Annotated in this window: 20 protein-coding genes; 10 read left to right on the forward strand and 10 right to left on the reverse strand. The window is 64.3% G+C overall.

What is annotated here, in order from left to right:
• The first annotated feature begins 73 nt into the window (after positions 1 to 73).
• Positions 74 to 1,198, forward strand: a complete 1,125-nt coding sequence (locus ABWV64_RS10260; RefSeq protein WP_353344867.1) for an endonuclease/exonuclease/phosphatase family protein — start codon at positions 74 to 76, stop codon at positions 1,196 to 1,198.
• Between the two features lie 148 nt (positions 1,199 to 1,346).
• Here ABWV64_RS10260 and ABWV64_RS10265 read toward each other — a convergent pair whose 3' ends face one another.
• On the reverse strand, positions 1,347 to 2,591 hold the full coding sequence (locus tag ABWV64_RS10265) for a TsoY family (seleno)protein (RefSeq protein WP_353344869.1): 1,245 nt from the start codon (positions 2,589 to 2,591) through the stop codon (positions 1,347 to 1,349).
• 191 nt (positions 2,592 to 2,782) lie between these two features.
• Here ABWV64_RS10265 and ABWV64_RS10270 point away from each other — a divergent pair, with 191 nt between their 5' ends.
• The 3 genes from ABWV64_RS10270 (at position 2,783) to ABWV64_RS10280 (ending at position 4,016) form a co-directional block, all read left to right on the forward strand.
• Entirely contained in the window at positions 2,783 to 3,280 is a 498-nt protein-coding gene (locus ABWV64_RS10270) for a hypothetical protein (protein WP_353344871.1), read from the forward strand.
• Positions 3,281 to 3,378: 98 nt separating this feature from the next.
• Entirely contained in the window at positions 3,379 to 3,729 is a 351-nt protein-coding gene (locus ABWV64_RS10275; protein WP_353344873.1) for a hypothetical protein, read from the forward strand.
• Positions 3,726 to 4,016 carry a hypothetical protein gene (locus tag ABWV64_RS10280; protein WP_353344875.1) on the forward strand — a complete coding sequence of 97 codons (291 nt, stop codon included), beginning with the start codon at positions 3,726 to 3,728 and terminating at the stop codon, positions 4,014 to 4,016. Before ABWV64_RS10275 ends, ABWV64_RS10280 begins: the two co-directional genes overlap by 4 nt.
• 236 nt (positions 4,017 to 4,252) lie before the next feature.
• Here the strand turns inward: ABWV64_RS10280 and cobN are convergent, their stop codons facing one another.
• The 3 genes from cobN to cobW form a co-directional block, all read right to left on the reverse strand.
• The gene (gene cobN, locus ABWV64_RS10285; protein WP_353344877.1) at positions 4,253 to 7,954 is read right to left on the reverse strand and encodes a cobaltochelatase subunit CobN; all 3,702 of its coding nucleotides are present in this window, start codon (positions 7,952 to 7,954) and stop codon (positions 4,253 to 4,255) included.
• Between the two features lie 113 nt (positions 7,955 to 8,067).
• Positions 8,068 to 8,556 carry a GNAT family N-acetyltransferase gene (locus ABWV64_RS10290; protein WP_353344879.1) on the reverse strand — a complete coding sequence of 163 codons (489 nt, stop codon included), beginning with the start codon at positions 8,554 to 8,556 and terminating at the stop codon, positions 8,068 to 8,070.
• A 23-nt stretch (positions 8,557 to 8,579) separates the two neighbouring features.
• Positions 8,580 to 9,665 (reverse strand): cobalamin biosynthesis protein CobW, encoded by a 1,086-nt coding sequence (gene cobW, locus ABWV64_RS10295; RefSeq protein ID WP_353344881.1) that lies wholly within the window; start codon positions 9,663 to 9,665, stop codon positions 8,580 to 8,582.
• Positions 9,666 to 9,935: 270 nt separating this feature from the next.
• Between cobW and smc the strand changes: the two genes are divergently transcribed.
• On the forward strand, positions 9,936 to 13,391 hold the full coding sequence (gene smc / locus ABWV64_RS10300) for a chromosome segregation protein SMC (protein ID WP_353344883.1): 3,456 nt from the start codon (positions 9,936 to 9,938) through the stop codon (positions 13,389 to 13,391).
• Positions 13,392 to 13,465: 74 nt separating this feature from the next.
• On the opposite strand, the gene ABWV64_RS10305 is transcribed toward smc, so the two are convergent.
• Positions 13,466 to 14,377 (reverse strand): PRC-barrel domain-containing protein, encoded by a 912-nt coding sequence (locus ABWV64_RS10305; protein WP_353344885.1) that lies wholly within the window; start codon positions 14,375 to 14,377, stop codon positions 13,466 to 13,468.
• A 211-nt stretch (positions 14,378 to 14,588) separates the two neighbouring features.
• Positions 14,589 to 15,797 (reverse strand): lytic murein transglycosylase, encoded by a 1,209-nt coding sequence (locus ABWV64_RS10310; RefSeq protein ID WP_353344887.1) that lies wholly within the window; start codon positions 15,795 to 15,797, stop codon positions 14,589 to 14,591.
• Positions 15,798 to 16,045: 248 nt separating this feature from the next.
• On the opposite strand from ABWV64_RS10310, the gene ABWV64_RS10315 reads away from it, so the two are divergent.
• Entirely contained in the window at positions 16,046 to 16,879 is an 834-nt protein-coding gene (locus ABWV64_RS10315) for a COG3904 family protein (RefSeq protein WP_353344889.1), read from the forward strand.
• Between the two features lie 150 nt (positions 16,880 to 17,029).
• Here the strand turns inward: ABWV64_RS10315 and cbiB are convergent, their stop codons facing one another.
• Genes cbiB through ABWV64_RS10330 form a run of 3 tightly spaced genes read right to left on the reverse strand, consistent with a single transcriptional unit; the run spans position 17,030 to position 19,487 of the window.
• The gene (cbiB, locus tag ABWV64_RS10320; protein WP_353344891.1) at positions 17,030 to 17,962 is read right to left on the reverse strand and encodes an adenosylcobinamide-phosphate synthase CbiB; all 933 of its coding nucleotides are present in this window, start codon (positions 17,960 to 17,962) and stop codon (positions 17,030 to 17,032) included.
• The gene (locus ABWV64_RS10325; RefSeq protein ID WP_353344893.1) at positions 17,962 to 19,089 is read right to left on the reverse strand and encodes a threonine-phosphate decarboxylase; all 1,128 of its coding nucleotides are present in this window, start codon (positions 19,087 to 19,089) and stop codon (positions 17,962 to 17,964) included. Before ABWV64_RS10325 ends, cbiB begins: the two co-directional genes overlap by 1 nt.
• Before the next feature lie 17 nt (positions 19,090 to 19,106).
• The gene (locus ABWV64_RS10330; RefSeq protein ID WP_353344895.1) at positions 19,107 to 19,487 is read right to left on the reverse strand and encodes a DUF1636 family protein; all 381 of its coding nucleotides are present in this window, start codon (positions 19,485 to 19,487) and stop codon (positions 19,107 to 19,109) included.
• Positions 19,488 to 19,745: 258 nt separating this feature from the next.
• On the opposite strand from ABWV64_RS10330, the gene ABWV64_RS10335 reads away from it, so the two are divergent.
• Positions 19,746 to 20,108 carry a response regulator transcription factor gene (locus ABWV64_RS10335; protein ID WP_353345909.1) on the forward strand — a complete coding sequence of 121 codons (363 nt, stop codon included), beginning with the start codon at positions 19,746 to 19,748 and terminating at the stop codon, positions 20,106 to 20,108.
• Positions 20,109 to 20,388: 280 nt separating this feature from the next.
• Here ABWV64_RS10335 and ABWV64_RS10340 read toward each other — a convergent pair whose 3' ends face one another.
• A complete protein-coding gene (locus ABWV64_RS10340) occupies positions 20,389 to 21,363 on the reverse strand; it encodes a glutathione S-transferase family protein (RefSeq protein WP_353344897.1) in 975 nt (324 codons plus the stop codon).
• Between the two features lie 425 nt (positions 21,364 to 21,788).
• Between ABWV64_RS10340 and ABWV64_RS10345 the strand changes: the two genes are divergently transcribed.
• From ABWV64_RS10345 to ABWV64_RS10355, 3 genes are all read left to right on the forward strand, one after another.
• Positions 21,789 to 22,052 (forward strand): DUF6732 family protein, encoded by a 264-nt coding sequence (locus ABWV64_RS10345; RefSeq protein WP_353344899.1) that lies wholly within the window; start codon positions 21,789 to 21,791, stop codon positions 22,050 to 22,052.
• A 3-nt stretch (positions 22,053 to 22,055) separates the two neighbouring features.
• Positions 22,056 to 23,402 carry a sirohydrochlorin chelatase gene (locus tag ABWV64_RS10350; protein WP_353344901.1) on the forward strand — a complete coding sequence of 449 codons (1,347 nt, stop codon included), beginning with the start codon at positions 22,056 to 22,058 and terminating at the stop codon, positions 23,400 to 23,402.
• 76 nt (positions 23,403 to 23,478) lie between these two features.
• A complete protein-coding gene (locus ABWV64_RS10355; protein WP_353345911.1) occupies positions 23,479 to 24,117 on the forward strand; it encodes a precorrin-8X methylmutase in 639 nt (212 codons plus the stop codon).
• The last annotated feature ends 74 nt before the right edge of the window (positions 24,118 to 24,191 follow it).

Below are 24,191 nucleotides of genomic sequence, written 5' to 3' on the forward strand. Positions count from 1 at the left end.
TTCGCGGCGCGGCGGCTTTGTGCTAGACTGGCGGCATTTCAAAGCGATCTCATTTAAGCCCAAAGGATACCCCATGCCGTTTTACAACGATTTGCGCCCCGATGCCGATTTTTCCGCCCGCGATTACGCGCGGGTTTTTCCGCAGCTGACCACGCCCGAGCGGTTGCGCGCCATTGACGGGCTCTTGCGGCTCAAACCGGCGCTGCAGGCGCAACTGCCGCAAAGGCGCAGCGAGGCGAACCTGCTGGTGGCCAGTTGGAACCTCAAGGAGTTCGGCCATACGACCCAGCGCCTGCCCGAGGCCTATTTCTACATCGCGGAAATCATGGCCGCGTTCGATTTGATCGCGGTGCAGGAGATCAAATCGGGCCTCAAAGACCTTGATATCGTGATGCGGCTGTTGGGGCCGAACTGGCGCTATTTGATCAATGACATCACCGAAGGCGCGGCGGGCAATTCCGAGCGCTCGGGCTATATCTACAACACGCGGCGCTTGCGGCCCTCGGGATTGGCGGGCGAGGTCGGCCTGTGGGACGAGATCACGAGCGACAGCCCGCTTGGCCTCAAACAGCTCAAACGCGCGCCCTATATGACGGGGTTTGTCGCGGGGTGGAAACGTTTTGCCATGGTGAACCTGCACCTGCATCCGGGCAAGGGCGCGGATGACGTGGCCCTGCGCGGCGAAGAGATGCGGTTGCTGCTGCGCGCGCTGGAGGAAAAGCGCAAAGGTCTGTGGTCGGATAACCTTGTTCTGGTGGGGGATATGAACCTTTACGGCGCCCATGACGATGCCACGGTGGCGCGGATCAAGGCCGCCGGATACCGCGAGAACGGCGGGCTTGCGGGGCGCGATACCAATGCCTCGCTGAGCGAGGCCTATGACCGGATGTTCTTTCGCACGGGCGATTATTTTCGCATGGCGCAAACCGCAGCGGGCGGCGACAGCGGCGCGGTGTTCAACCCCTTTGACCATGTATACCGCGAGGCGGATGTGGCGCTTTACCGCGATGAGATGCTGGCCGATTATACCGGCGCGCGCGATCTGGCGGGGGATGATGCGGCGCTGCTCAGCTATTACAAACACCCGTGGCGCAAGAACCAGATATCGGATCATTTTCCCATCGTGGCCGAGGTGTTGATCGACGACAGCGCCGCGTTTCTGGCCGAAAAACGCGCGGCGCTGGCGGGCACGGCATAGGGCAGGGCGCGGGGCAGGAGATTGCGCAGGGCAGGGGATTGCGCAGGGCATAGGGCATAGGGGAGTACAGAGGCCAAAGCGCCCCTTCGCGGTGTGCAAAGGGGCGCCCTGATTGCGCGGGTTTTGGCCGTGGGACCTATCGAGGGCTCTATTCGGCAGGCACCGCTTGGGCGGCGGCGCGGCCGAAATGCTGGCGGCCAAGGCGGATGACCAGAAGGATCATCAAGACCTGCGCGGCCAAGGCGATGCCGGTGATCCCCCAATAGACCAGACCGAATTTGGCGATCACCCCTGCGCCCACAAGGCCCTTGTTGACGAAGAACTGGATCATCACCGACAGCGCCACACCGGGGCAGACCAAAGCATAGGAGCCAGGCGAGGTTTGGCCGCCAAAGACGAAGTCCTTGAAATAGCCCTGACGGCGCAAAACCGTCAGCCCGAGCAGCACAAACAACACCTGCACCGCCAAGAGCCGCGCCAGCAAAACCATGGTCTCGCCTGCGGTACTATGGACCTCGAATGTCGTGTGCAGCCCGTGGTCCTGACGCAAAAGCGCGATGCCCAGAACGGTCATGATCGGCACGATCACCATCAAGGTCGGCCCCGCCTCGCGCGCCGTGCCGTGGTGCAGCATCGAATTGAACGCGGTGATCAGTGCCACAACCGTATACAGCACCGCCGCCACCACAAAGAAGGTCGAGAGCACAAGAGAGGCGCCAACCGTGGCGGTATTGGTGCTCATCGCCGCAGGGGCCGACAGGCCGACGCCAACCATCGCAATGGCAAAGGCGGGCAATAGCTGCGCAAAGGAGTTATGCGCGGTGACGTCGAAAATCCCGCCTTTGGTCAACACGCGGCCCAGAAAATCGCCGATGATCCGAAAGGCCCAAACCCCGATGGCCAAAAAGGCGATCACCGCCAGCGGAAACAGATATTCCACCACGCTCCACAGGTTCGGCACAAACACCAGCCCGACGATAAACATCGCATTCACGGTCATCGCCATGGCTAAAGGCGCGGCCAGAAGCGTCGTCTCGCCGTTGGAATTGCGCAGGGTCTGATAGGCCTCGCTGCGCTTGAACCGCGCCAGAGAGGCAAGGTTCCACAGCAATGATTTGACGTTCAAAAAGGCGAAAACCGCAATCCCCAGAACCGCGATCACAATGGCGCTTTGCATCCCCGCGCTGCCATTGGCAAAGGCGGCGGTGATATCCTCGAAGACCGGCACAGGGCGACCCGGATGGGGCACCCAAAACATCAGATACATGAAAAACGTCACCGCCAATCCTCCCGCGCCGAGCGAGGCGAGAAAATACAGCGGCACATAACGATCAGCGGGGCGATCGGCGGGGCGGTCTATCGGGCGCGCGTCGGCGCCGAGAGCAGTGGACATGACGGTCTCCTTTTAAATTCAATTTCTGGAATATAGTAACATTCAAAAAATGGAATGCAATGGATAAGATGTCGCATCCCGCCCGCATCCGTCGTGCATCCTTCCCGCCCCGCGCCCGCGCCCGCGCCGGACGCGGCGGCACTCCGCGCCTCCTAACCATTTGTTAACCATGTTCGCCGCAAGCTCGCCCCATGCCCAAAGCCGACGCCCCCGCCCCGATGCCCGCCCCGATGCCTGCCCCCATGTCAGCCCCCGTGCGCGGCCCGAAGGCTCCGCGCCTCGCCCGCCGCAATCGCGCCGCGCTCTGCGCCGCCGCGCTGGCACTCGGGCTTGCCGGTTGCGATACCCCCACACCGGCCTTTCGCGGCGTCCCCGCCACCCGCATCGGAGTGGAAAACAGCGTCTTTGACGTGCGCGTGCGCGGCCGCGAGGCCGAAGCCATCCGGATCAGCTCCGAATACGCCCCCCGCCTCGAAGGCGTCGCGCCCCGCGCCGTTTGGGCCATCGAACGCGCCAGCGGGTGCCACGTCACCGCTCTGTCTGGCGATCAGGCCTTGATCCACGCGCGGCTCAAATGCTCCGCCAAAGGCCCGCTCGCCCCCAGCCCCTACCGCTGCCGCAGCGGCGACAGCTACGGCGGGCTGATCCTTGGACGGCACAACAAAACCATGATCTGCGACGCGGAATAGGCGCTGCGCTGCGACGCGTTCCCAGATTTTGCATGCTGTGACGGCCTCGGTTGTGCGCGTCCCTAGACACTGGTCAGAAGTCGTGAGATGATTTTCACATGCTTCGCGGTTCGATCATCTGGTTTCTCACTGAACTGTTCCTATTGATTGTGGGCTTCTTGATCGCTCCCTTCTGGATCCAGGAACACCTGCTGATCGTATTCGTGCTCTCGGCAGCGCTCTTGATGGTCTTTCTTTGCTATGAAAACTGGCCCAAGGTGTTGCAGTTTTCTCGCGACTGGCAATGGGCTGATCTTGAGGCCGGTGGCCGGTATTATCGGGACTTGTTGTCTGGGTATGGGCGAGATCGCGATATACGCATCTTTGACACAATGTCGTCCCCCATCGGGATCCGCCCACAGCCGGCTCCGTGGCCAATGGCTTTCGTTTTATTGTCGAAGTGGCCGTGAACGAAGGCAAAATGGAGCTTTGGGGCGTGCCGGAAAACGGCTCGACGCCCGAGCGGCTTCTCAAGATCGACGATGACATAACGGCTTACCAAAAGTCCCTATCCAGCGGTGAGTTCTTCTTTACGATGAACGGAGTGAACTATAGAAATCTTCGGATCAAGCGCTCGTCAATCAAGTCATATGTGGATCATGTCAGAAGACGCGGCACCGAAGGATCAGCCGCGCCCGAAGGCAAAACCGACGACATCGTCAAAGAGCAACAATCCAGCCGTGAAAGATGGTTCTGACCAACTCTAGGCGTTGATCACGCCTGCGGTCTTGGAAAACGGGTAACCAATCCAGAATGTGTCGGGCGAGCACAACGACACTCAAACCCTTGAGCGCAGCGCGCCCGATGTTTCGTTGATGCACGAATATGGGTGCCTTGGCCGAAGCTTTGTCTGACGCCGAATAATTTCACCTGCACCCCCGCTTTGCAGGTTCCATAAATATCCAACTCCGCCCGCTGCCGCGCGCGCGCCGCTCACGGCTCTTGCGACAGGCTCTCGATCAGGGCGCGCGCCGAATTGGACCGCGGCACCCAAAGTCCGCGCTCGATGGCTTCGCCGAGCCGCTGCGCGATCTCGCGCAGGGCAGGGGCATTCACATCGCCGATAAATTCGCGCGTCTCGTCATCCTCCAGATAGGCCGCATGAACCAGATCGAAGTGATGGTTTTGCACCGCCCCCGTGGTCGCGGCAAAGGCGAACAGATAATCCACCGTCGCGGCCATCTCGAAGGCGCCCTTATACCCGTGCCGCTTCACCCCTTCGATCCATTTGGGGTTCACCGCCCGCGCCCGCACCACGCGGCCGATTTCCTCGTCCAGCGTGCGAATGACGGGGCGTTCGGGGCGCGAATGATCGTTGTGATAGATCGGGCGATCCGCGCCTTGCAAGGTGCTGACCGCCGCCGCCGCCCCGCCCTCGAACTGGTAGTAATCATCGCTGTCGAGGATATCATGCTCGCGGTTGTCTTGGTTTTGCACGATGGCCTCGGTCTGCTTGAGCCGCGCCTCGAAGGCCCCGCGCGCCTTGCGCCCGTCCTCGCCCTTGCCATAGGCATAGCTGCCCCACTCTAGATAGGCCTCGGCCAGATCGGCCTTATCGTCCCAAAGCCGCTCGTCGATCATCGCCTGCAGCCCCGCACCATATGCGCCCGGTTTGGCGCCGAACACCCGCGCCGCATCCTCGCCCGCACGCGCGCGGGCGGCGGCGGGGTTGACCTCATCGCTCTCCTCCATCGCCATCACCGCTTTGGCGGCGCTATCGACCAAGGCGATGAGCTGCGGGAAGGCATCGCGGAAAAACCCCGAAATCCGCAAGGTCACATCGACGCGCGGGCGCCCCAACACGCCTTGCGGCAGCACCTCAAAGCCCGTCACCCTCCGGTTCGCGGCGTCCCATGTGGGCTTCACCCCCATCAGCGCCAAAGCCTGCGCGATATCGTCGCCGCCGGTGCGCATATTCGCCGTGCCCCATGCGGTCAAAAGCATCGTGCGCGGCCAATCTCCATGGGTTTGCAGGTGTTTTTCAATCAGCAGATTGGCCGATTTCCACCCCAAGGCCCATGCGGTCGGCGTCGGCACGGCGCGGCTGTCCACCGAATAGAAATTGCGCCCCGTCGGCAGCACGTCCAAACGCCCGCGGGTCGGCGCGCCCGAGGGCGCGGGGGCGACGAACTGCCCCGAGAGGGCGGTGAGAAGCCCCTCTGTTTCGGCAGGGCCGCAGCGCGCCACCATCGGCGCGATCCGTCCCGTGATCTCGGCCATGACGGCGGCGCTTGCCGCCCCTGCGGGCACGGCTTCGCCCTCCATCAAGGCAATCGCCAAAAGCTCCAGCCGCTCGATCGTATCGCCCGCGCTGCGCCATGTGGCCGCGTCCAAAGCGGCCAAGACATCGGGGCGCGGCCCCTCCCAAGGCGCGGCCATATCCGCATCCAGCGGGTCAAACCCCAGCCCGAGATCCTCGGCCAGCGCGCGGATGAGTGACGCATCGCCGCCTTTGCCCGCCCCGCGCGGCACCCGCGCCAAGGCAATCGCCAGATCACGCGCTTGGCGCCCCTGCGGCGCCTGCCCGAAAATATGCAGCCCGTCGCGGATTTGCGCTTCTTTGAGATCGCACAGATAGGCGTCCAGCTTGGCTAGATCGCCCTCCGCATCGCCCTCAAGCCCCGCGTCCTTGTCCAGACCCGTCGCCGCCGTCAGGCTCAAAATCTGATCGCGCAGATAGGAAATGCGGCGCGGATCGACCCCCGCCGCCTCGTAATATTCATCGACCAACGCCTCCAGATCCTTGAGCGGGCCGTAGGTTTCGGCCCGCGTCAGCGGCGGCATCAGATGGTCGATGATCACCGCCTGCGCGCGGCGCTTGGCCTGTGTGCCCTCACCGGGGTCATTGACGATAAACGGGTAGATATGCGGCATCGGCCCCATCACGGCTTCGGGCAGGCAGGCCTGCGACAGCGCCAGCGCCTTGCCCGGTAGCCATTCGAGATTGCCGTGTTTGCCCATATGCACAAGCGCATGGGCGCCGAAGGTGTGGCGCAAGTAGAAATAGAAGGCCAGATAGTTATGCGGCGGCGCAAGGTCGGGCGCATGATAGGTCTCTTCGGGGTCGATGTTATAGCCGCGCGCGGGCTGCACCGCGACGGCGGCATGGCCCATCTGAAAGATCGACAACTTGAACCCCGCCTCGGGGTCGAAAAACGGGTCGGCCTCGGGCGCGCCCCAGCGTTCGGTGATCTGCTCGCGCACCTCGAAGGGCAGGGCGGCGAAGTGGCGCAAGTAGTCGCCCATGGGCAGGCAGACCCCGCCCGCGCGGCTGGCGCGATCCGTCAGCCAATTGGTCGGCCCCGCCATGATCTGCTCCATCAATGCGGCGCTGTCTTCGGGGGCGCCGTCGATCCGGTAGCCCGCGCCCGCCAGCGCCTCAAGCGCCAGAACCGTCGCGGCGGGGGTGTCGAGGCCGACGCCATTGGCCAAACGCCCATCCTTATTGGGATAATTGGCAAGGATCAGCGCCGCCTTGCGCTCGGGCGCGGGGGTGCGGCGCAGGCGCGCCCAATTGGCGGCCAGCGCGGCGACAAATTCGATCCGGTCGCCCATGGCGCGGTAGGTGGCAATCGGGCATTCGGTGGCCTCGTCGAAATAGGCCTCGTCCTTGAAGGAAATCGCGCGGCTCAAGATGCGCCCGTCGACTTCGGGCAGGGCGACATTCATCGCGATGTCGCGCCCCGACAGGCCCGTCAGCCCCTCGGCCCAAGCCTCGGCCGATGATCCGGCCAGAACGGTTTGGAACACCGGCGCGCCCATGGCGGCGGGCATGATCAACGGGTTCGAGGCGCCTGCGTCATGTTCGCCCTCAGCGGCCGATCCGGTGGCAAAAGCGGTGCAATTGAGGATCACATCGGGGGGCGCTTGGGTGAACAACTGCTCCAATGTGGCGACCGATACGGGGTCTTTGAGCGAAGCAACAAAGACCGGCAGCGGGTTCAGCCCTGATTTGAGCAGCGCCTTGACCATGCGGTTGATCGGGTGCAGCCCCGCGCCTTGCACCAGCGCGCGGTAGAACACAATCGGCACCACCGGCGCGCCCGCCGCCCATGCCGCGCGCGCGGCGCCAATGTCCGATTGCCCCGCTCCGGGCCAATAGACGCCCGCGCGGAGCAAGGGCCGCGGCGGCGGCGGGCTGTCATTCGTGCCTTCGATCATGGCGCGCGCATAGGCGAGGAAACCGGCGGCATTTTCCGGCCCGCCCTCGACCAGATAGGCCCAAAGCGCATCGTAATCGGCATCACTGACCGTCGAGAGGCGGCGCAATTCCTCGTCGGGTTTATCGTCGCCGGGCAGGGCGCAAAAGGCCACGCCCGCGCTGTGCAGCGCGGCGGCATATTGCTCGAACCCGTATTTCCAATAGCCCGCCCCGCCCAGAATACGCGCCACCACCATGCGCGATTTGGAGGCGCAATTCTCGATATGCAGATCGACCGACAAAGGATGCATCAGATGCATCATCGAGGCGAGGCGCAGCGATGGCGCGCCCTCCATTTCCGCGCGCGCCGCCGAGAGCGCCGCCAATTCGGTATCAGCCGCCGAGATGACCACCAGATCGGCGGGGGTCTGCCCCAAATCGACGGGTTCCTTGCCGTCGTTAATCGATCCGGGTGTGGCGGCGAGAAGATGCATGGGATGTCTTTCGGGCGTCGGCGCGCCTGCGGCGGCGCGTTGCGGGGGCGGAGGGGGCAGGAGCCTCCGGCGGAAGTATTTGGGCCAAGAAAAAGCGCGCGCGGCGGCAGATGTCAAATGGCGGCGGGGTCCGAGGGGGGCAGGGGTTTGTGCATGAAGACGGAGGTGGGCATGGGCGCATAGTCGCCAAAGGGGCCGCAGATCCCGAAGCCGTGGCGCGCATAGAGCCGGTGCGCGGCGTGCAATGTGTTGCCGGTTTCGAGTTTGAGATCGGGCAGGCCGAGGGCGCGCGCCTGATCCTCGATGGCGCGCAAGATCGCGGCGGCGGCGCCTTTGCCGCGCGCGGCCTCATCGGTGAACATGGATTTGACTTCGCCGTAGCGCGCATGTTCCGCGCCGCGCAGGGCAAGCGCGCCCGTGGCGATCATCGCGGCGCCGTCGCGGGCGGTGAAGAAATACACGTCATCACCGCACAGCGCCTCGATCGAGAGGAAATGGTTTTCCTCGGGGTTGAAGAGCGATTGCATCAGCGCGTGGCTTGCGTGCAAAAGCGCCGTGGCGGCGGGGCTGCGCGGGTCGGTCTGTTCGACGATAAGCGCCATGGCGGGTCTTGTGCCTCCTTCGGTCAGGCGCGCAGCGCCGCTTCGATGGCAGGGCGGTCCAGCCCCGCCTGTCCGATCACCACGAGGCGGGTTTGCCGCGCCATCGCGCCGAAGGGGGCGTCGAAATAGCTGTCGATCCGCGGGCCGACCGCTTGCAAGGTCAGGCGCATCGGTTTGCCGGTGACGGCGGCAAAGCCCTTGAGGCGCAAGATGTCATGGGCGCGGATCACATCGGCCACGCGGGCGCTAAAGGCCGCCGGATCGTCGATCTCGCCCAAGGTGACCACGAAGCTTTCGAAATCATCGTGATCGTGGTGGTGGTGATGATGATGGTCATGATCGTCATCGTGGTGGTCGTCGTCATGATCATGATCGTCGTGGTGATGGTGATGCACCTCGCCGCGCGCCTCCAGATCGGCTTCGGCGCCGATGCCTTGGCCGAGCAGCACATCGACCGGCAGCGCGCCCATGGTGGATTTGACCACCTGCACGCCCGCGCGGCTGGTGGATTTGAGCGTGGCGGCCAGCGCGTCACTTTCGGCCTCGCCCAAGAGGTCGGACTTATTCACCACGATCATATCGGCGCAGGCGATCTGATCCTCGAAAAGCTCCGACAGGGGCGTTTCGTGATCAAGATTCTCGTCCATCTTGCGCTGCGCATCCACGGCGGCGACGTTATGGGCAAACCGCCCCTCGCTCACCGCCTTGCCGTCCACCACGGTGACAACGCCGTCCACCGTCACCTGCGTCGAGATTTCCGGCCAGTTGAAGGCGCGCACCAAAGGTTGCGGCAGCGCCAGCCCCGAAGTCTCGATCACGATATGGTCGATCTTGCCCTCGCGCTCCAACAGCTTTTGCATCGTCGGGATGAAATCCTCGGCCACGGTGCAGCAGATACAGCCGTTGGAAAGCTCCATCACATCCTCTTCGGCGCAGGTCTCGTCGCCGCAGCCCTTGAGGATATCGCCATCCACGCCCAGATCGCCAAACTCGTTGATGATCAGGGCGATGCGCCGCCCGCCCGCGTTTTGCAACATATGGCGGATCAATGTGGTTTTGCCCGCGCCAAGAAAGCCGGTGACAACGGTTGCGGGAATTTTCTGGGCCATCCGGGCCTCCATCAATGCGAAATCTGGCAAGCGCGCGAGGGTGGCCCCGCGCCAAGGCCTTATTTGCGCGGGCGGGCAGGGCGGGGTCAAGGCGATTCCCGCCGCCGCGCCGCAAGCAGGGGCCGCGCGGGGCCAAAAAAGGCCGAAATTCGCAATATTTTGTGGATAACTTCGCTCAAATCCCCAGATGATGGGGTAGGGCGTTGACTCTGGCCCGTCCAAAGCGCCAAATTTCCCACCAGACATGTGAGATGCGGAGATTCTGCCCCCTTGCGCTTTAACAGGCTCAAACTGACCGGCTTCAAAAGCTTTGTCGACCCGACCGACCTGATCATCGCCGAAGGGCTGACGGGGGTGGTGGGGCCGAACGGCTGTGGCAAATCCAACCTGCTCGAAGCCTTGCGCTGGGTCATGGGCGAGAACCGCGCCAAGGCGATGCGCGGGTCGGGCATGGAGGATGTGATCTTTGCCGGAGCCAGCAGCCGCCCCGCGCGCAACTTTGCCGAAGTCGTCTTGCAGATGGACAATTCCGAGCGCCTCGCGCCTGCGGGGTTCAACGACAGCGATACGCTGGAGATCACCCGCCGCATCACCCGCGATGCGGGCAGCGCCTATAAGGTGGGCGGCAAGGATGTGCGCGCGCGCGATGTGCAGATGCTCTTTGCCGATGCCTCCACGGGCGCGCATTCGCCCGCCTTGGTGCGTCAGGGCCAGATTTCCGAACTGATCAACGCCAAGCCGAAAAACCGGCGCCGGATTTTGGAGGAGGCGGCGGGGATTTCCGGTCTCTACCAACGCCGCCACGAGGCCGAACTCAAGCTCAAGGGCGCCGAAAGCAACCTGCTGCGCGTGGATGATGTGATCGAACAACTGGCGGCGCAATTGGGGCAACTGGCCCGTCAGGCCCGCCAAGCCGCCCGCTATCGCGCCATCGGCGAGGAATTGCGCCGCGCCGAGGGCATGTGGCTCTACCGCCGCTGGAAAGAGGCCGATGAGGCACGCGCCGCCTCCGCCGAGGCGCTGCGCGGCTGCACCACCGAGGCGGCCAAAGCCGAAAGCGCCGCGCGCGAGGCCGAAAAACAGCGCGCCGCCAAGGATGAGGCCCTGCCGCCGCTGCGCGAGGAAGAGGCGGTCGCCGCCGCGATCTTGCAGCGCCTCGCGGTGCAGCGCGACGCCCTGAGCGACCAAGAAAACCAAGCGCGCCAGACGATTGAAACGCTGGAGCAGCGGATCGAGCAACTGGCCAAGGATATCGAACGCGAAGGCGGGTTGAACCGCGATGCGGGCGAGACCATCGAGCGGCTCGAATGGGAGGCGCGCGAATTGGCCAAGGCGGGCGAGGGCCACGCCGAAAAGCTCGAAACCGCCGCCGAGGCCGCCCGCGAGGCCGCGCAGGTCTTGCAGACGCGCGAGGCGGATATGTCGCAACTGACCGAGGATGTCGCCCGTCTGGCGGCGCGCCACCAATCCGCGACCCGCTTGCTCGGCGACAGCCGCAAAACCCAAAGCCGCTCGGAGGCCGAAGCGGCCCGCGCCCGCGACGCCGTCGCCGCCTCCAAAGCCGCGCTGGCCCGATCCGCGGGCGATCTGGAGCAGGCCAAAGCCGCCGAGGCCGAAGCCGCCATGGCCGCGCAATCCGCCGATGAGGCCCTCGCCGCCGCCGAAGCCGCCCGCGCCGAAACGCAGGCGCGCGAGGCCGATGCGCGCGGCGAACGCTCGGAGGCCGAGGGCGAGATGAACGCCCTGCGCGCCGAGGTCTCGGCCTTGGCCAAATTGCTCGAACGCGACACCGCCGAGGGCGGGCAGATTTTGGACCGCCTGCAGGTCGAACAAGGCTTTGAAAAGGCGCTGGGCGCGGCGCTGGCCGATGATCTGCGCGCCCCCGAGGTCGAGGCCGACGGCCCCTCCGGTTGGGCGGTCTTGCCGCAATATGCCGATCCGCAGCCCTTGCCCGCAGGCGTCACCGCGCTGAGCGCGCATGTCTCTGTGCCCGATGTTCTGGCCCGCCGGATGGACCAGATCGGGCTTGTCGATGCCGACGAAGGCCCCGCCTTGCAAGCCGCCCTCAAACCGGGGCAGCGGCTGGTCTCGGTCGAGGGGGATTTGTGGCGCTGGGACGGGTTTCGCGCATGGGCCGAGGATGCGCCGTCGGCGGCGGCGCTGCGGCTTCAGCAACTCAACCGGCTGGAGACGCTCAAGCAAGAGCACGAACATGCCAGCCAACGCGCCGAGGGCGCGCGCACCGCGCATGAAACGCTGACCGCGCGCCTTGCGCAGGCCAGCCGCACCGACCAAGAGGCCCGCGCCGCGCGCTCGGCCGCCGACCGGATGCAGGCCGAGGCCAGCCGCGCCGTGAACCGCGCCGAAAGCGAGCGCTCGATCGCGCAAAGCAAGCTTGAAAGCCTCGATATGGCGGTGCGCCGCCACGAGGAAGAGGCCATGGCCGCGCGCAAACAGGTGCAAGAGGCGGAAAAAGGATTGGCCGATCTGGGCGATCTGGAGGCCGCGCGCGCCGAGGCCGAGGACGTGAAAATGACCGTCGAGGCGGCGCGGATGACGATGATGGCGCGCCGCTCGGGCCATGACGAATTGCGCCGCGAAGGCGAGGCGCGCGTGCGCCGCAGCCAAGAGGTCACCAAGGAGCTGAGCGGTTGGCGCCACCGGCTCGACACGGCGGAAAAACGCACCAAGGAACTGGCCGAACGGCGCGAGGCCTCGCTTGGCGAATTGGCCGAGGCCGCCGCCGTGCCCGAGCAGATCGCGCAAAAACGCTCCACCCTGAGCGAGGCCATCACCACCGCCGAGAGCCGCCGCGCCGAGGCCGCCGATGCGCTTGCGCAGGGCGAGAGCGCGGTGCGCGCCGCCGCTTTGGCCGAACGCGAGGCCGAACGCGCCGCCTCCGAGGCCCGCGAGGCCCGCGCCCGCGCCGAGGCCCGCGCCGACGCCGCCCGCGAGACCGCCGCCGCCGCCGCCGAACGCATCCGCGAAGAGATGGAATGCGCCCCGCAGGCGCTGCTCGAAAGCCTTGATATGCTGCCCGAGGATATGCCCGCCTCGCATGTGATCGAGGGCGATGTGAACCGGCTCAAACGGCAACGCGACGCTTTGGGCGCGGTCAACCTGCGCGCCGAAGAGGACAGCAAGGAAGTTCAGGACGAGCACGACACTTTGGTCAATGAAAAGGCCGATCTCGAAGAGGCGATCAAGACCCTGCGCGCGGGGATTGCCAGCCTCAACCGCGAGGGGCGCGAGCGGCTGCTCACCGCCTTTGAACAGGTCAACAGCAACTTCACGCTGCTGTTCCAACACCTGTTCGGCGGCGGCGAGGCCAAGCTGGAATTGATCGAGAGCGACGATCCGCTGGAGGCGGGGCTGGAGATCATGTGCCAACCGCCGGGCAAGAAGCTGTCGACCCTGTCGCTCTTGTCGGGGGGCGAGCAGACGCTGACCGCGCTGGCGCTGATCTTTGCGGTGTTTCTGGCCAATCCGGCGCCGATCTGTGTGCTCGACGAGGTCGATGCGCCCTTGGACGATGCCAATGTGACGCGGTTTTGTGACCTGCTCGACGAGATGTGCCGACGCACCGAAACGCGGTTCTTGATCATCACCCACCACGCGGTGACCATGGCGCGGATGGACCGTTTGTTCGGCGTCACCATGCAAGAGCAAGGCGTGAGCCAGCTTGTCTCGGTCGACCTGCGCGCAGCGGCGCAGATGGTCGCCTAAGCCTTTGGCTTGAAACAAAAATACCCCGCGCCAAAACCCATTTGGCGCGGGGCGGTAGTATGCGTTGCGGCGGCTTAGCTTCCGTATTCGGGCAGGGCCTCCAGCGCCTCTTTGCTCACGCCAACGCTCACGCGCAATTCGTCGCCCTCCTTGGCGCGCTGCAATTTGATTTCGTCATAGGCCAGAGCCACGGGCTTTTCGCCCAGCCCCAAAAATCCGCCCACATCGACGATCACATGCGCGACCTTGCCGTCATCGGTCAGGGCGATTTGGGAAACCTCGCCGATCCGCTCGTCGCGGCTGTCATAGACCGCTTGCCCGTCCAGTTGCTCGGCGGTGATTTTATCGCCGTCCACCATGACAAAACCCTCCATCGGGGTTTGCATTTTGGCGCTGGCCGTATCAAGCGCGGCGGCGACCTTTTGTTTGGCCTTGGTGCTGGCCGCTTTGGTCTCCATCACGGCGCTGCTGGTCCATGCGCCGATCTTGCTTTGGTCAAATTCCGGCGCGGCCTCCAATGCGGCGCGGTCGGCGGTCAGCACGACGAAATAATCGCCCTCGTCATCGCCATCACGCACAAATTCCAGCGCGTCGATCTTGACCGCGACGGTGCGCTCGCCGATGCCGAGGAACCCGCCGATATCGAGCAGCACGGCCTCGCTGCTGCCGTCTTTGGCCAGAACGATATCGCTGACTTCGCCGATGTCATTCCAGTTGCCCGAGACGTCATTGATAGATTGATCGCCCCATTGCTCGTCCGAGGTATAGATCCGCTTGCCGATCAGATCGGAGGCGCGCAGATCGATGATCGCGGCGCTATGGGTGCCTTCGGCCGGATCGCCGATAAAGGGGCTGTGATGCATGGGTGCGGGGGCAGTTTGCGCGGCGCTTGGCGCATTGGCCGCCGGATCGGCCATATGGCTCTCGGCGAGCGCGGGGGTGAAGGTGATCAGGGCCAAAGCAGTCGATGTCAAAAGCGTCTTCATGTGTAGCTCCTTTCGAGTGTTGGGCAAGAGCGCTCATGAGGCTCGGGTTTGCCCCGATGGCCTGCGCTCTCGCGTCACCCTACCAACGGCGCCCCCGCCAAAGCGTTCCATGAAATTTCGCCCTTAGGCGGATTTTTGTATGGGCGCGCGCGCCAAAACCAGCGCGCCGTCGCCGCCGCGCCAAATTGTAACGCTTTGAAAATAGATCGCTTTACAGCTTGCCGAGCAGGGTCGCCGTCGGCCATGCATCCGCGGGCAAGCCAAGGCGTTGTTGCTCGGCGCGCACCGCCGCGCGTGTGCCCGCGCCCAAAATCCCGTCGATCTTGCCCACATCATGCCCGCGCGCGGCGAGCTTCTTTTGCAAGGCTTTCATCTGCGCCCCTGCCAGCCCCGCTTCGGGAGTGCCCGCGTCAAACACCGGCGCGCCGCTCAGGCGATTGGCGAAATAGGCGGCGGTCAGCACATAGGTAAAGCTTTGGTTCCATTCGAAATAAACGTTGAAATTGGGATAGCCGACAAAGGCCGGACCCTTGCGCCCTTGCGGCAAAATCAGGCTTGCGGGCAGGTCGGCGGCCCAAGTGCCGCTGCGCGGGCTCACGCCCATAGATTGCCATTGGGCGGGGGTCAGTTTGGTCTGCAAACCAGCATTCGACCAATCCATATCGGCGGGCAGGCGCACCTCTTGCAACCACGGCTGCCCCGCTTGCCAGCCCATATGGCGCAGCATCTTCGCCCCCGACAAAAGCGCATCGGCCGCCGAGGTTTTCAGCCGCACATGCCCGTCGCCGTCGCCATCCACCCCGTTGTCCAAAATGTCCTGCGGCAACATCTGCACCATGCCAATCTCGCCCGCCCATGCTCCCGTGGTGGTGCGCGGATCGAAATCGCCCATGGTATAGAGCTTGAGCGCGGCGAAAATCTGCGGGCGGAACAATTCGGGGCGGCGGCAATCATGGGCCAGCGTGACCAAAGCGTTCAGCGTGTTGAAATCGCCCTGAAAGGCGCCGTAATCGGTTTCAAAGGCCCAAAAGGCCAAAAGCACCCCCGAAGGCACGCCGTAATCGCGCTGCATCTTGGCGAAAATCGCTTGGTGCTGGCGCGCCTTGGCAAGGCCGGTTTGCAGGCGGTTGTTGGAAATCAGCCTGCGCGCGAAGCTGGTGAAATCCATCTGAAACACGCCTTGCGCGCGGTCGGCCTTGAGCACTGCGCCGTCTTGGCGCGCGCCCGACAAAAAGCGCGACACCGTGCCCGCGTCATAGCCCATTTGCCGCGCCTCGCGCGCCAGCCCTTCAACGAACCCGTTGAAATTGCCGCCACATTGCGCCGCCGACTGCGCGGGGGCCAAGACCGGCAGCGCCAAAGCAGCCACAAGGGCGAGGGGTTTGAGCGAAGCGGTGATTGCGCGCGAAAATCTCGTCATAGGGTCTTCCAATATCCATAAACCTGCGCGCACCATAGCGGGGCGAGAAGGCGAGGCAAGCCTTGTGGGCGGATGCCGTGCGGCGAGGGCGCAAACGCGGGTGTGCGGGGGATGCGTGCGTTTGCACCGGCCTTCGGGCAGGGGCGAGGCTGCCCCATGGTGCGAAGGGCGGCTATGAGGCCCAAGGTTGCCATTGAGAATAATGTTAAGCGCCGATACTCTCCTAGTTGCTTATTTTGGATGTTTTCATGAACAAGCTACCGCTCAGAATGCTAACTTCTGCATTTATTCTGACTGCCTCTTGCGCCATTGCAGCGGACATCCGTCTTGTCCCTACAGGTACACCGTTGGATTTGGTGGTTCTGGAAGGGAAAATCGTTCAAGGTGACTCTGACCGATTTTTGGAAACTGTTAGGGCCACAGAGATAGGCGCGGTCTTGCTGAAAAGCCCGGGCGGCAACTTGGTCGAAGGTCTCGTCATCGGACGTGCAATTCGTGCGTCCGGCTTTTCCACGGGCGTGGCTCCGGGGACAGCTTGTGCTTCGGCGTGCGCACTGGCTTGGCTTGGCGGTGAAACTAGATACATGGATCCAACTGCGCTCGTCGGATTTCATGCTGCCTATATTACAAAAAATGGGCGCATATCGGAGAGTGGCGTTGGAAACGCACTTGTCGGTGCGTATTTAAGCGAGCTTGGCTTAGGCTTTGATGCCGTTGTGTTCGTTTCTTCGGCGGCGCCGAATGAAATGAATTGGCTAAATGCTGCGAAGGCTCAGCAAGCAGGCATTAACGTTGTTATGCTGGAGGCTGATGGCTCCGAGACACCTATCGGAAAAGAAATCGCTCTAAAACTACCCAGCGGCTTTAGGTGGATTGTGCTGGAGAGCAGCACATCGCCTGAAACTCTGAAAACCGCAGAGTATTCAGATCAAATAGTGCGAACCCAAAATGGGTATTTCGCTTCAGTAATTGGGCCTTATGAGCAGTCTGTTGCCAAAAAAATGATGTTGACGATGTCGTTCATTCCTGGCGATGCGTACCTCAGTTCAGGTAACGGTTTTCTCTTCTCACTTTCCAAGTGAAGGCACTGTTTATCCCGCAAACCCGCCCTCGCGCCCGATCCGCGGGATGGCTGTTGCGCGCATCTGCGGCGCGAACCTCTCGTGACCCCTCCGGCGCGCAGCGAGCGATGCACAAACTCCTTTGGCCCCCGCGCACAGGCCCGCATCGCGCTACACCGCCGCGCCGAGCGCCGCCAGTGCGAGCGCCGCTGCCAGACCCATCGCCCAAATCCGCCAGAGCACGGCGATCTCGGCCTCGATCTGTGCGGGGCCGATGTCGCGCGCGCCTGCGGCGTTGACATAGGCGAAATCCTGCATCTGTCCGTGATAGCTGCGCGGCCCGCTCAGCGCCACACCCAGCGCCCGCGCCATCGCCGCCTCGGGCCATCCGGCATTGGGCGAGCGGTGCGCGCGCGCCTCAAGCGCGATTTCGCCCCATTGGCCGCCCTGCCGGTGCCACAGCGCGATCATCAGCGCGCTGAGCCGTGCGGGGATCAGGTTGAGCAGATCGTCAAACCGCGCCGCCGCCCATCCGAAATCGCCGTGGCGCGCGGTGCGATATCCGATCATGCTGTCCGCCGTATTGACCGCCTTATAGAGCAGCATCAAAGGCAGCCCGCCGATCAGGCCCCAAAACAGCGGCGCCAAGACCCCGTCCGAGAAATTCTCGGCCCCCGATTCAATCGCGGCGCGGGCGACGGCGGGGGCGTCCATGTCTTTGGTGTCACGCCCGACGATCCGCGCCACCATCCGCCGCCCTTCGCCCGCCGACAGGCGCAGCGCCCGCGTCACATCGCGCAGGTGCTCGGCCAAGGACCGCTGCGCCAAGAGCACGGCGGCGCAGAGCGCCTCGACCAATCCGCCAAACCCCGCCAGCAGATGCCCGACCGCCAAGGCCGCAGCGCATAGGATCACCACCGTGAGCATCCCCAAAGCCTTGCGCTGCGCCGCGCTGCGGCTCTCGCGGTTGAGCCGCTGGTCGAGAAAGCCGATCGCCCGCCCGATCAGAACCGCCGGATGCGGCAGACGCGACCACAGCCAGCGCGGCTCGCCAAAGGCGGCGTCGAGCAGCAAGGCCAGAGCCATCACGCTGGCATGGCTCATCACGCGCGCTCCTGCGGTGCGGCCAAAGCGGCGGCAAGCCGCGTGAACTGGTCGGGGCGCGGCAGCCCGAGGCGCAGCATATGGGCGCTATAGGGGAAAATCCGGCTCCAGATATGATGCCGCGCCAAACGGTCCTGCCACGCGGCGGCGCTATGCACATCATACAGCCGGAACAGCGAGGTGCCGCCCGTCGCCGCGCCCTGATCATAAATCCGCGCCCCCGCGCCCAGCATCAGCGCATCAAGCCGCGCCGCATCCTCGTTGAGCCGGATGCGGGTCTGCTGCGCCCATGCCGCGTCGCGCAGAGCCGCCGTCCCCAGCGCCAGCGCCGGACCGCTCACCGGCCAAGGGCCAAGCATCATCGCCAGCCGCCCGATCAACGCCGGATCGCCGATGGCAAACCCGAGGCGCAGCCCCGCCAGCCCCCAGAATTTGCCAAAACTCTTGAGCACGATCCGCCCCTCGCGCCCCGCCTGCGCGATCAGGCTGCGCTCGGGCGCAATGTCGCAAAAGCTCTCGTCGATCACCGTCAGCGGCGCATCCAGCGCGCCCGCGCTGTGGAACTGTCCGGTGGGATTGTTGGGATGGACCACGATTTTGGCGTCATGCGCGCCGCGTGCCTCGGCCCCGCCCTCGACCTGCCATCCGGCGCCGATAAAGGCGGCGGCATGTTCGTTATAGGTCGGCGCGGGGATATGGGCGCGCCCCGCAGGCGCCAGCGCCGGAAGCCGCGCGATCAGCGCGCTCGCCCCCGGCGCGGCCAGAACCGCCGCCCCCTCGGGCACCTGCCAAAACTGCCGCGCGGCCTGCTCCAACGCGTCTTGCGCCCCCGCATCGGGCAAGGCGCACCACGCCTCGGGGGCAAAATCCGGCACGGGATAGGGCAGCGGGTTGATCCCCGTCGACAGGTCGACCCAATCGGCGCGCGCCCCGCCAAAACGCAGCGCCGCCGCATCAATCCCGCCGCCGTGATCGCGCGGCGCAAGGGCGCGGTTGGGCTGGGCGCTGCCGGTTTGCGCCTGCGCCTGCTCGGGCGGCTTCGGGGCAGGGCGGCCCGTGTCTGGCCCGTTTTGGTCAGGCCGAACAGCGTCTGGCCGGTATTGATCGGGGGGAGGGCGGTCTGTCATGAGGCGCTGCGCATGGTTCAATCGGTCTCGGCCTCGGGCAGGGGCGGGTGGCGGGTCACGAAATGCCCCTTAACCCCTTGCGGCCATTCACGAAACGGCACTTGGCCATTCTCTGCCGCCGCATGTTTGGCGGCATATTCGACGATGGCGGCGGCATCTTCGGCCACGGGTGCGAATCGGCCCAAAGTATAGGCCAGTTTGCCCGCGCCCTGCACCGCGATGTTGCATCCGTGGGTGCAGCCCATCAAACACGACACTCGCCGCGTTTTCACCGCGCCGTCGCCCTGTGCGACCTCGGCCTCGATCAATGCGGCCAAAGCTTCGCCATCGGTCACGCCGCTCGCCGCGTCCCATCCCTCGCGTTTGCAGGTGTCACAGATCGTAATCCAGCTTGTCATCGCGCGCCGCTCCCTTTGCCATTCGTGCAGCGGTTCAAGCGGATTTCGGCCCAAGGTGCAAGCACCTCGGCGGCTTGCCGCCCGAGATGTGAATGCCCGCCGCCGAAATTAATCATTTGTTAGGGTTCTCGACGCATGAAGGGGGAGTAACAAGCGGTTAATCTTTCTTAATGCGTGAGGAGGCGCATCGGGAGAGCCACAGGCTTGGACGAACAGGATGTTTTGAGGGAGACAGCCGCAATGGAGAGTGCAGTGCAATTGCGGGTTCTCATTGTCGAGAGCCAGCCGGAGCTTGGGGCGCTATGGCAGCGTCATGTGGAGCGTTTGGGCGCCGAGGTGCACCGCGCCCACGGGCAGCACGACGCCATCTCGGCCATGCAAATCCATGCGTTTGACATCATTGTGCTCGATCTGGTGCTGGGCGAAGGCAGCGCCTTTGCCGTGGCCGATTTCGCCTCCTACCGCCATCCCGCGACACAGGTGATTTTCGTCACCAACACCAGCTTTTTCTCCGACGGCTCGATTTTCCGGCATGTGCATAATGCCTGCGCCTTGGTGCAATCGGATTCGCCGCCCGAGGATCTTGCCGCCATGGTCGAACATTACGCGCGCGCCAGCTGACCGGCGCGCCGCGGTGCCGCTTGGACCCGCTGCCGCGCCGCCGCTTTGATCCGCCCACCGTGCGACCGCCTTGACCCGCCCGCCGTGCCCCTTGGGTTTGACCGAGGCTTTCGCGGGTGATCGCGCCTCATGTGCAAATTCGCACAAAGGCCCTGCGCCGCGCCGCCTCAGGCCGCCCGCCGCACCGACGCAATACCGACGTGATACCGCAGGGGCGGTTTTGGCGACAACCGCCCCGCTTGCGCGCCCGACCTGCGTGCGGCGCGGCAGGTCCGGCGCGCTATCCGCGATTGTGCGGCGCCATGAAATCGGGCTTGGGGCTGATCGGCAAAATCCGGTGCGGATTGATCATGTCGTGGCTGTAATAATAGTGCCGGATGAAGTGATCCGCCGCCACCGTATCGGCCACGCCCTGCCATTGATAAAGCTCGCGCAGATAGGGCCAGATATGCGGGTAATCGACGATGCGGCGCAGGTTGCATTTGAAATGCGTGTGATACACCTGATCGAACCGCACCAGCGTGGTAAAGAGCCGCCAATCGGCCTCGGTGACGCGATCCCCCGCCAGATAGCGGCGCGACGACAGCAGATCATCGATCCAGTCGAGACTGTCAAACAGCGGCGCGATGGCGGCGTCATAGGCCTCTTGCGAGGTGGCGAAACCGGCCTTATAGACGCCGTTGTTGACGGTGTCATAGACGCGGGTGTTGATCTCTTCGATCTCGCCGCGCATCTCTAAGGGCCAGTAATCATTGGTATTTCCCGTGATCTCGTCAAAGGCCGAATTGAACATGCGGATGATTTCGGAGCTTTCGTTCGACACAATCGTGCCGCGCGTCTTGTCCCAAAGCACCGGCACGGTGACACGGCCCGACATCTTCGGATCGACCTTGAGATAGACCTCGCGCAAAAAATCAAACCCGAAGAGCCCATCCCCCGTCGCCCCGTCAAATCCGGTGTCAAATGTCCACCCGTCGCCGAGCATATCAGGATGCACGACCGAGACCGAAATATGATCCTCCAGCCCCTTGAGGGCGCGGAAAATCAACGTGCGATGCGCCCAAGGACAGGCCAGCGAGACATACAAATGATAGCGCCCGCTTTCGGCGGCAAACCCGTCCTCGCCGGACGGACCGGCGCTGCCGTCCTTGGTGATCCAGTTGCGAAAAGAGGCGGTCGACCGCTTGAACGCCCCGCCGGTTTCCTTGGTGTCATACCATTGGTCCTTCCAGACCCCGTCTTGCAGCAAACCCATCTCGAACTCCTTTATTTCTTGCCCCACACCTAGCCCGCGAAACCCATTTGACCAATCTGTCTCAAAGCGCATAGCCCCTGCGCATATGCACAGCGCGCGCATCAAACCTGCGCGCCCACGCGTTCGCGCCGCCCCTGCCTTGCTGGTTCTTCAAATATCCATAATCCGCCGCGCGCCAAAACCGCCCCCCGCGACGCAATTACGCCCCGTTACGCCGCTTTGCGCGATTGCATGGCCCCGCCCTTGCCCTTATACCCACCCGCAGACGAAGCCCGCCAAGGGCCGGAGAGGTGAGCGCCATAGGGTCGACCCAAACAGGGGGCCAAAGGGTGCAGCGTCCAGACAGGCCGGATCGGGGCACGAGGCCCGCTCGGCGCTCCTTCCCTTTGGCGATTGACGAAATGGACACAGATGGGGAGAGTGCCATGCGCACCAACACATTCAATACCATTGCGGGCAAGCCTCTGATCGCGCTCGCTATTTTTGGCGTCGCCGCGACCGCGCCCGCCGCCGCCTTCGCCCATGTCGGCCATCTGGCCGAGGTCGCAGGCCACGGCCACTGGCTCGCCGGTGTGGCGATTGGCGCGGCCATCGCCATCGGATTGGCCCAAGGGCTGCGCGGCAAATCGCGCACCGACGAGGCGGCCGAAAGCGACGAAATAGACGACGAAGACTTGCAGGAGGCGTAAGCCATGGGCAGCCAAACAGCCACCCCACCGAAAACCGGCGTGATGATCTGCGGCCACGGCTCGCGCAGCCAATCGGCCGTCGATGAATTTTCGGTGCTGGCCGACAAGCTGCCCGCCTATCTGCCCGATGACTGGATGATGGAATACGGCTATCTGGAGTTCGCCAATCCGGTGATCCGCGACGGGCTGGACCGTCTGCGCGAGGCGGGCTGCACCCGTATCCTCGCCGTGCCTGGCATGCTTTTTGCCGCCATGCATTCGAAAAACGACATCCCCACGGTGCTCAACACTTATGCCGAAAAACACGGGATCGAGGTCTCCTACGGGCGCGAATTGGGCGTTGATCCGAAAATGATCGGGGCCGCTGGCGCGCGCATCAAGGAGGCCATCGCCGCCGCCAATGCCGAGCATGGCGCGGTGGACCTGCATGACACCTGCCTTGTGGTGATCGGGCGCGGCGCCTCCGACCCCGATGCCAATGGCAATGTCGCCAAAATCGCCCGCATGCTGCACGAAGGCATCGGCTTTGGCTGGTGCGAGGTCGGCTATTCGGGCGTGACCTTCCCGCTGGTCGAACCCTGCCTGACCCATGCGGCAAAGCTGGGCTATAAACGCATCATCGTCTTTCCCTATTTCCTCTTCACCGGCATCCTGATCGACCGCATCTACGGCTTCACCGATCAGGTCGCCGCCGCGCATCCCGATATCCAGTTCGTCAAAGCCGGCTACCTCAATGACCACCCGCAGGTTCTGGCCACCTTTGCCGAGCGGGTGATGGAGCAAACCGGCGCCGCCCCGATCCCCAATTGCGGCACCTGCGCCTACCGCACGCAAATTTTGGAAATCGAAGGCATCGGCGCGCAAAAAATCACCCCCGCCGAACGCGCCGCCAAAGCCGCGCAAAACGGCAAGGGCCACCCCGCCTTTGGCGATGTGCCGCCGCCCACCTGCGTCTTGTGCAAATACCGCACGCAGGTTCTGGGCTTCGAGAGCGAGGTCGGCGCGGTGCAAGAAAGCCACCACCACCACGTCGAAGGCCAAGGCGCCTCGGCACCTGGATCGAATGTCGCCGATTGCAAACTATGCGAGACTTTTTGCACCGGCATGTGCCGTCTGGAAAGCGCGGCGGGGCACCATCACCACCACGATCATGGGCACGATCATGGGCACGATCATGGGCACGACCATAGCCACTCTCATGATCACAGCCACGATCACGATCATGACCACGGTCATGGCCATGATCACGGCCACAGCCATGACCACCACCATCACGATCACCACCACGCCGAATATCCGCACGCCAAACACCCCCACGGCCCCGAAAGCGCCCGCAAACCTGCTGGATAAATCTGCCGCCTTTCTGGTTCCCCAAATATCCGCGCCGCAGGCTCCCGCCGTGGCCCCAAATCTCGAAGGTCCGCCCTTGCGCCCCTATATCACCGATCCCGCCGCCATCTATGCCGAGAGCTTCGCCACCGTGCGCCGCGAAGCGCGGCTGGAGCGCTTTGACGAGGGCATGCAGCGCCTCGCGATCCGGTTGATCCACGCCTGCGGCATGGTCGAAGTGGCCGACCGCATTGCCTATTCGCCGCAGGCCTACGCCGCAGGGCGCGCGGCGCTGGAGGCGGGGGCACCGGTGCTGTGCGATTGCGAAATGGCGGGGGCGGGGATCATCCGCCGCTACCTGCCGCGCGATAATCCGGTGATCGTCACGCTCAATGATCCTTCGGTGCCCGCACGCGCCAAACAGATCGGCAACACCCGCTCTGCCGCCGCGGTCGAGCTTTGGAAACCCTATGCCGAAGGCGCGGTGGTCTGTATCGGCAATGCGCCCACGGCGCTGTTCCACCTGCTTGAACTGATCGACGCGGGCTTTCCCAAACCGGCGCTGGTCTTGGGCTTTCCGGTCGGCTTTGTCGGCGCGGCCGAAAGTAAGGCCGAACTGGCCGCCAACCCGCGCGGATGCGATTTTGTCGCCCTGCGCGGACGGCGCGGCGGCTCGGCCATCGCCTCGGCGGCGGTCAATGCATTGGCCGCCGGATTGCCGGAGGAGCAGGCATGAGCCGCCCCCGCCGCCTGTGCGGCGATGGCCGGAGCCTGCGGCGCGGATATTTTTGGAACCTGCAAGCAGGGGCG

Origin of the sequence: Litorivita sp. NS0012-18 (assembly GCF_040371945.1) — a bacterium.
GTDB lineage: Bacteria > Pseudomonadota > Alphaproteobacteria > Rhodobacterales > Rhodobacteraceae > Litorivita.

What these genes read in the sequence shown, in the direction of transcription:
- ABWV64_RS10275 (WP_353344873.1), top strand. Translation starts at nt 3,379, where the DNA reads ATGCTTCGCGGTTCGATCATCTGGTTTCTCACTGAACTGTTCCTATTG.
- cobN (WP_353344877.1), bottom strand. Translation starts at nt 7,954, where the DNA reads ATGCATCTTCTCGCCGCCACACCCGGATCGATTAACGACGGCAAGGAA.
- ABWV64_RS10330 (WP_353344895.1), bottom strand. Translation starts at nt 19,487, where the DNA reads ATGACAAGCTGGATTACGATCTGTGACACCTGCAAACGCGAGGGATGG.
- ABWV64_RS10305 (WP_353344885.1), bottom strand. Translation starts at nt 14,377, where the DNA reads ATGAAGACGCTTTTGACATCGACTGCTTTGGCCCTGATCACCTTCACC.
- ABWV64_RS10350 (WP_353344901.1), top strand. Translation starts at nt 22,056, where the DNA reads ATGGGCAGCCAAACAGCCACCCCACCGAAAACCGGCGTGATGATCTGC.
- ABWV64_RS10260 (WP_353344867.1), top strand. Translation starts at nt 74, where the DNA reads ATGCCGTTTTACAACGATTTGCGCCCCGATGCCGATTTTTCCGCCCGC.
- ABWV64_RS10345 (WP_353344899.1), top strand. Translation starts at nt 21,789, where the DNA reads ATGCGCACCAACACATTCAATACCATTGCGGGCAAGCCTCTGATCGCG.
- ABWV64_RS10290 (WP_353344879.1), bottom strand. Translation starts at nt 8,556, where the DNA reads ATGGCGCTTATCGTCGAACAGACCGACCCGCGCAGCCCCGCCGCCACG.
- cbiB (WP_353344891.1), bottom strand. Translation starts at nt 17,962, where the DNA reads ATGAGCCATGCCAGCGTGATGGCTCTGGCCTTGCTGCTCGACGCCGCC.
- ABWV64_RS10270 (WP_353344871.1), top strand. Translation starts at nt 2,783, where the DNA reads ATGCCCAAAGCCGACGCCCCCGCCCCGATGCCCGCCCCGATGCCTGCC.
- cobW (WP_353344881.1), bottom strand. Translation starts at nt 9,665, where the DNA reads ATGGCCCAGAAAATTCCCGCAACCGTTGTCACCGGCTTTCTTGGCGCG.
- ABWV64_RS10315 (WP_353344889.1), top strand. Translation starts at nt 16,046, where the DNA reads ATGAACAAGCTACCGCTCAGAATGCTAACTTCTGCATTTATTCTGACT.
- ABWV64_RS10325 (WP_353344893.1), bottom strand. Translation starts at nt 19,089, where the DNA reads ATGACAGACCGCCCTCCCCCCGATCAATACCGGCCAGACGCTGTTCGG.
- ABWV64_RS10310 (WP_353344887.1), bottom strand. Translation starts at nt 15,797, where the DNA reads ATGACGAGATTTTCGCGCGCAATCACCGCTTCGCTCAAACCCCTCGCC.
- ABWV64_RS10340 (WP_353344897.1), bottom strand. Translation starts at nt 21,363, where the DNA reads ATGGGTTTGCTGCAAGACGGGGTCTGGAAGGACCAATGGTATGACACC.
- ABWV64_RS10265 (WP_353344869.1), bottom strand. Translation starts at nt 2,591, where the DNA reads ATGTCCACTGCTCTCGGCGCCGACGCGCGCCCGATAGACCGCCCCGCC.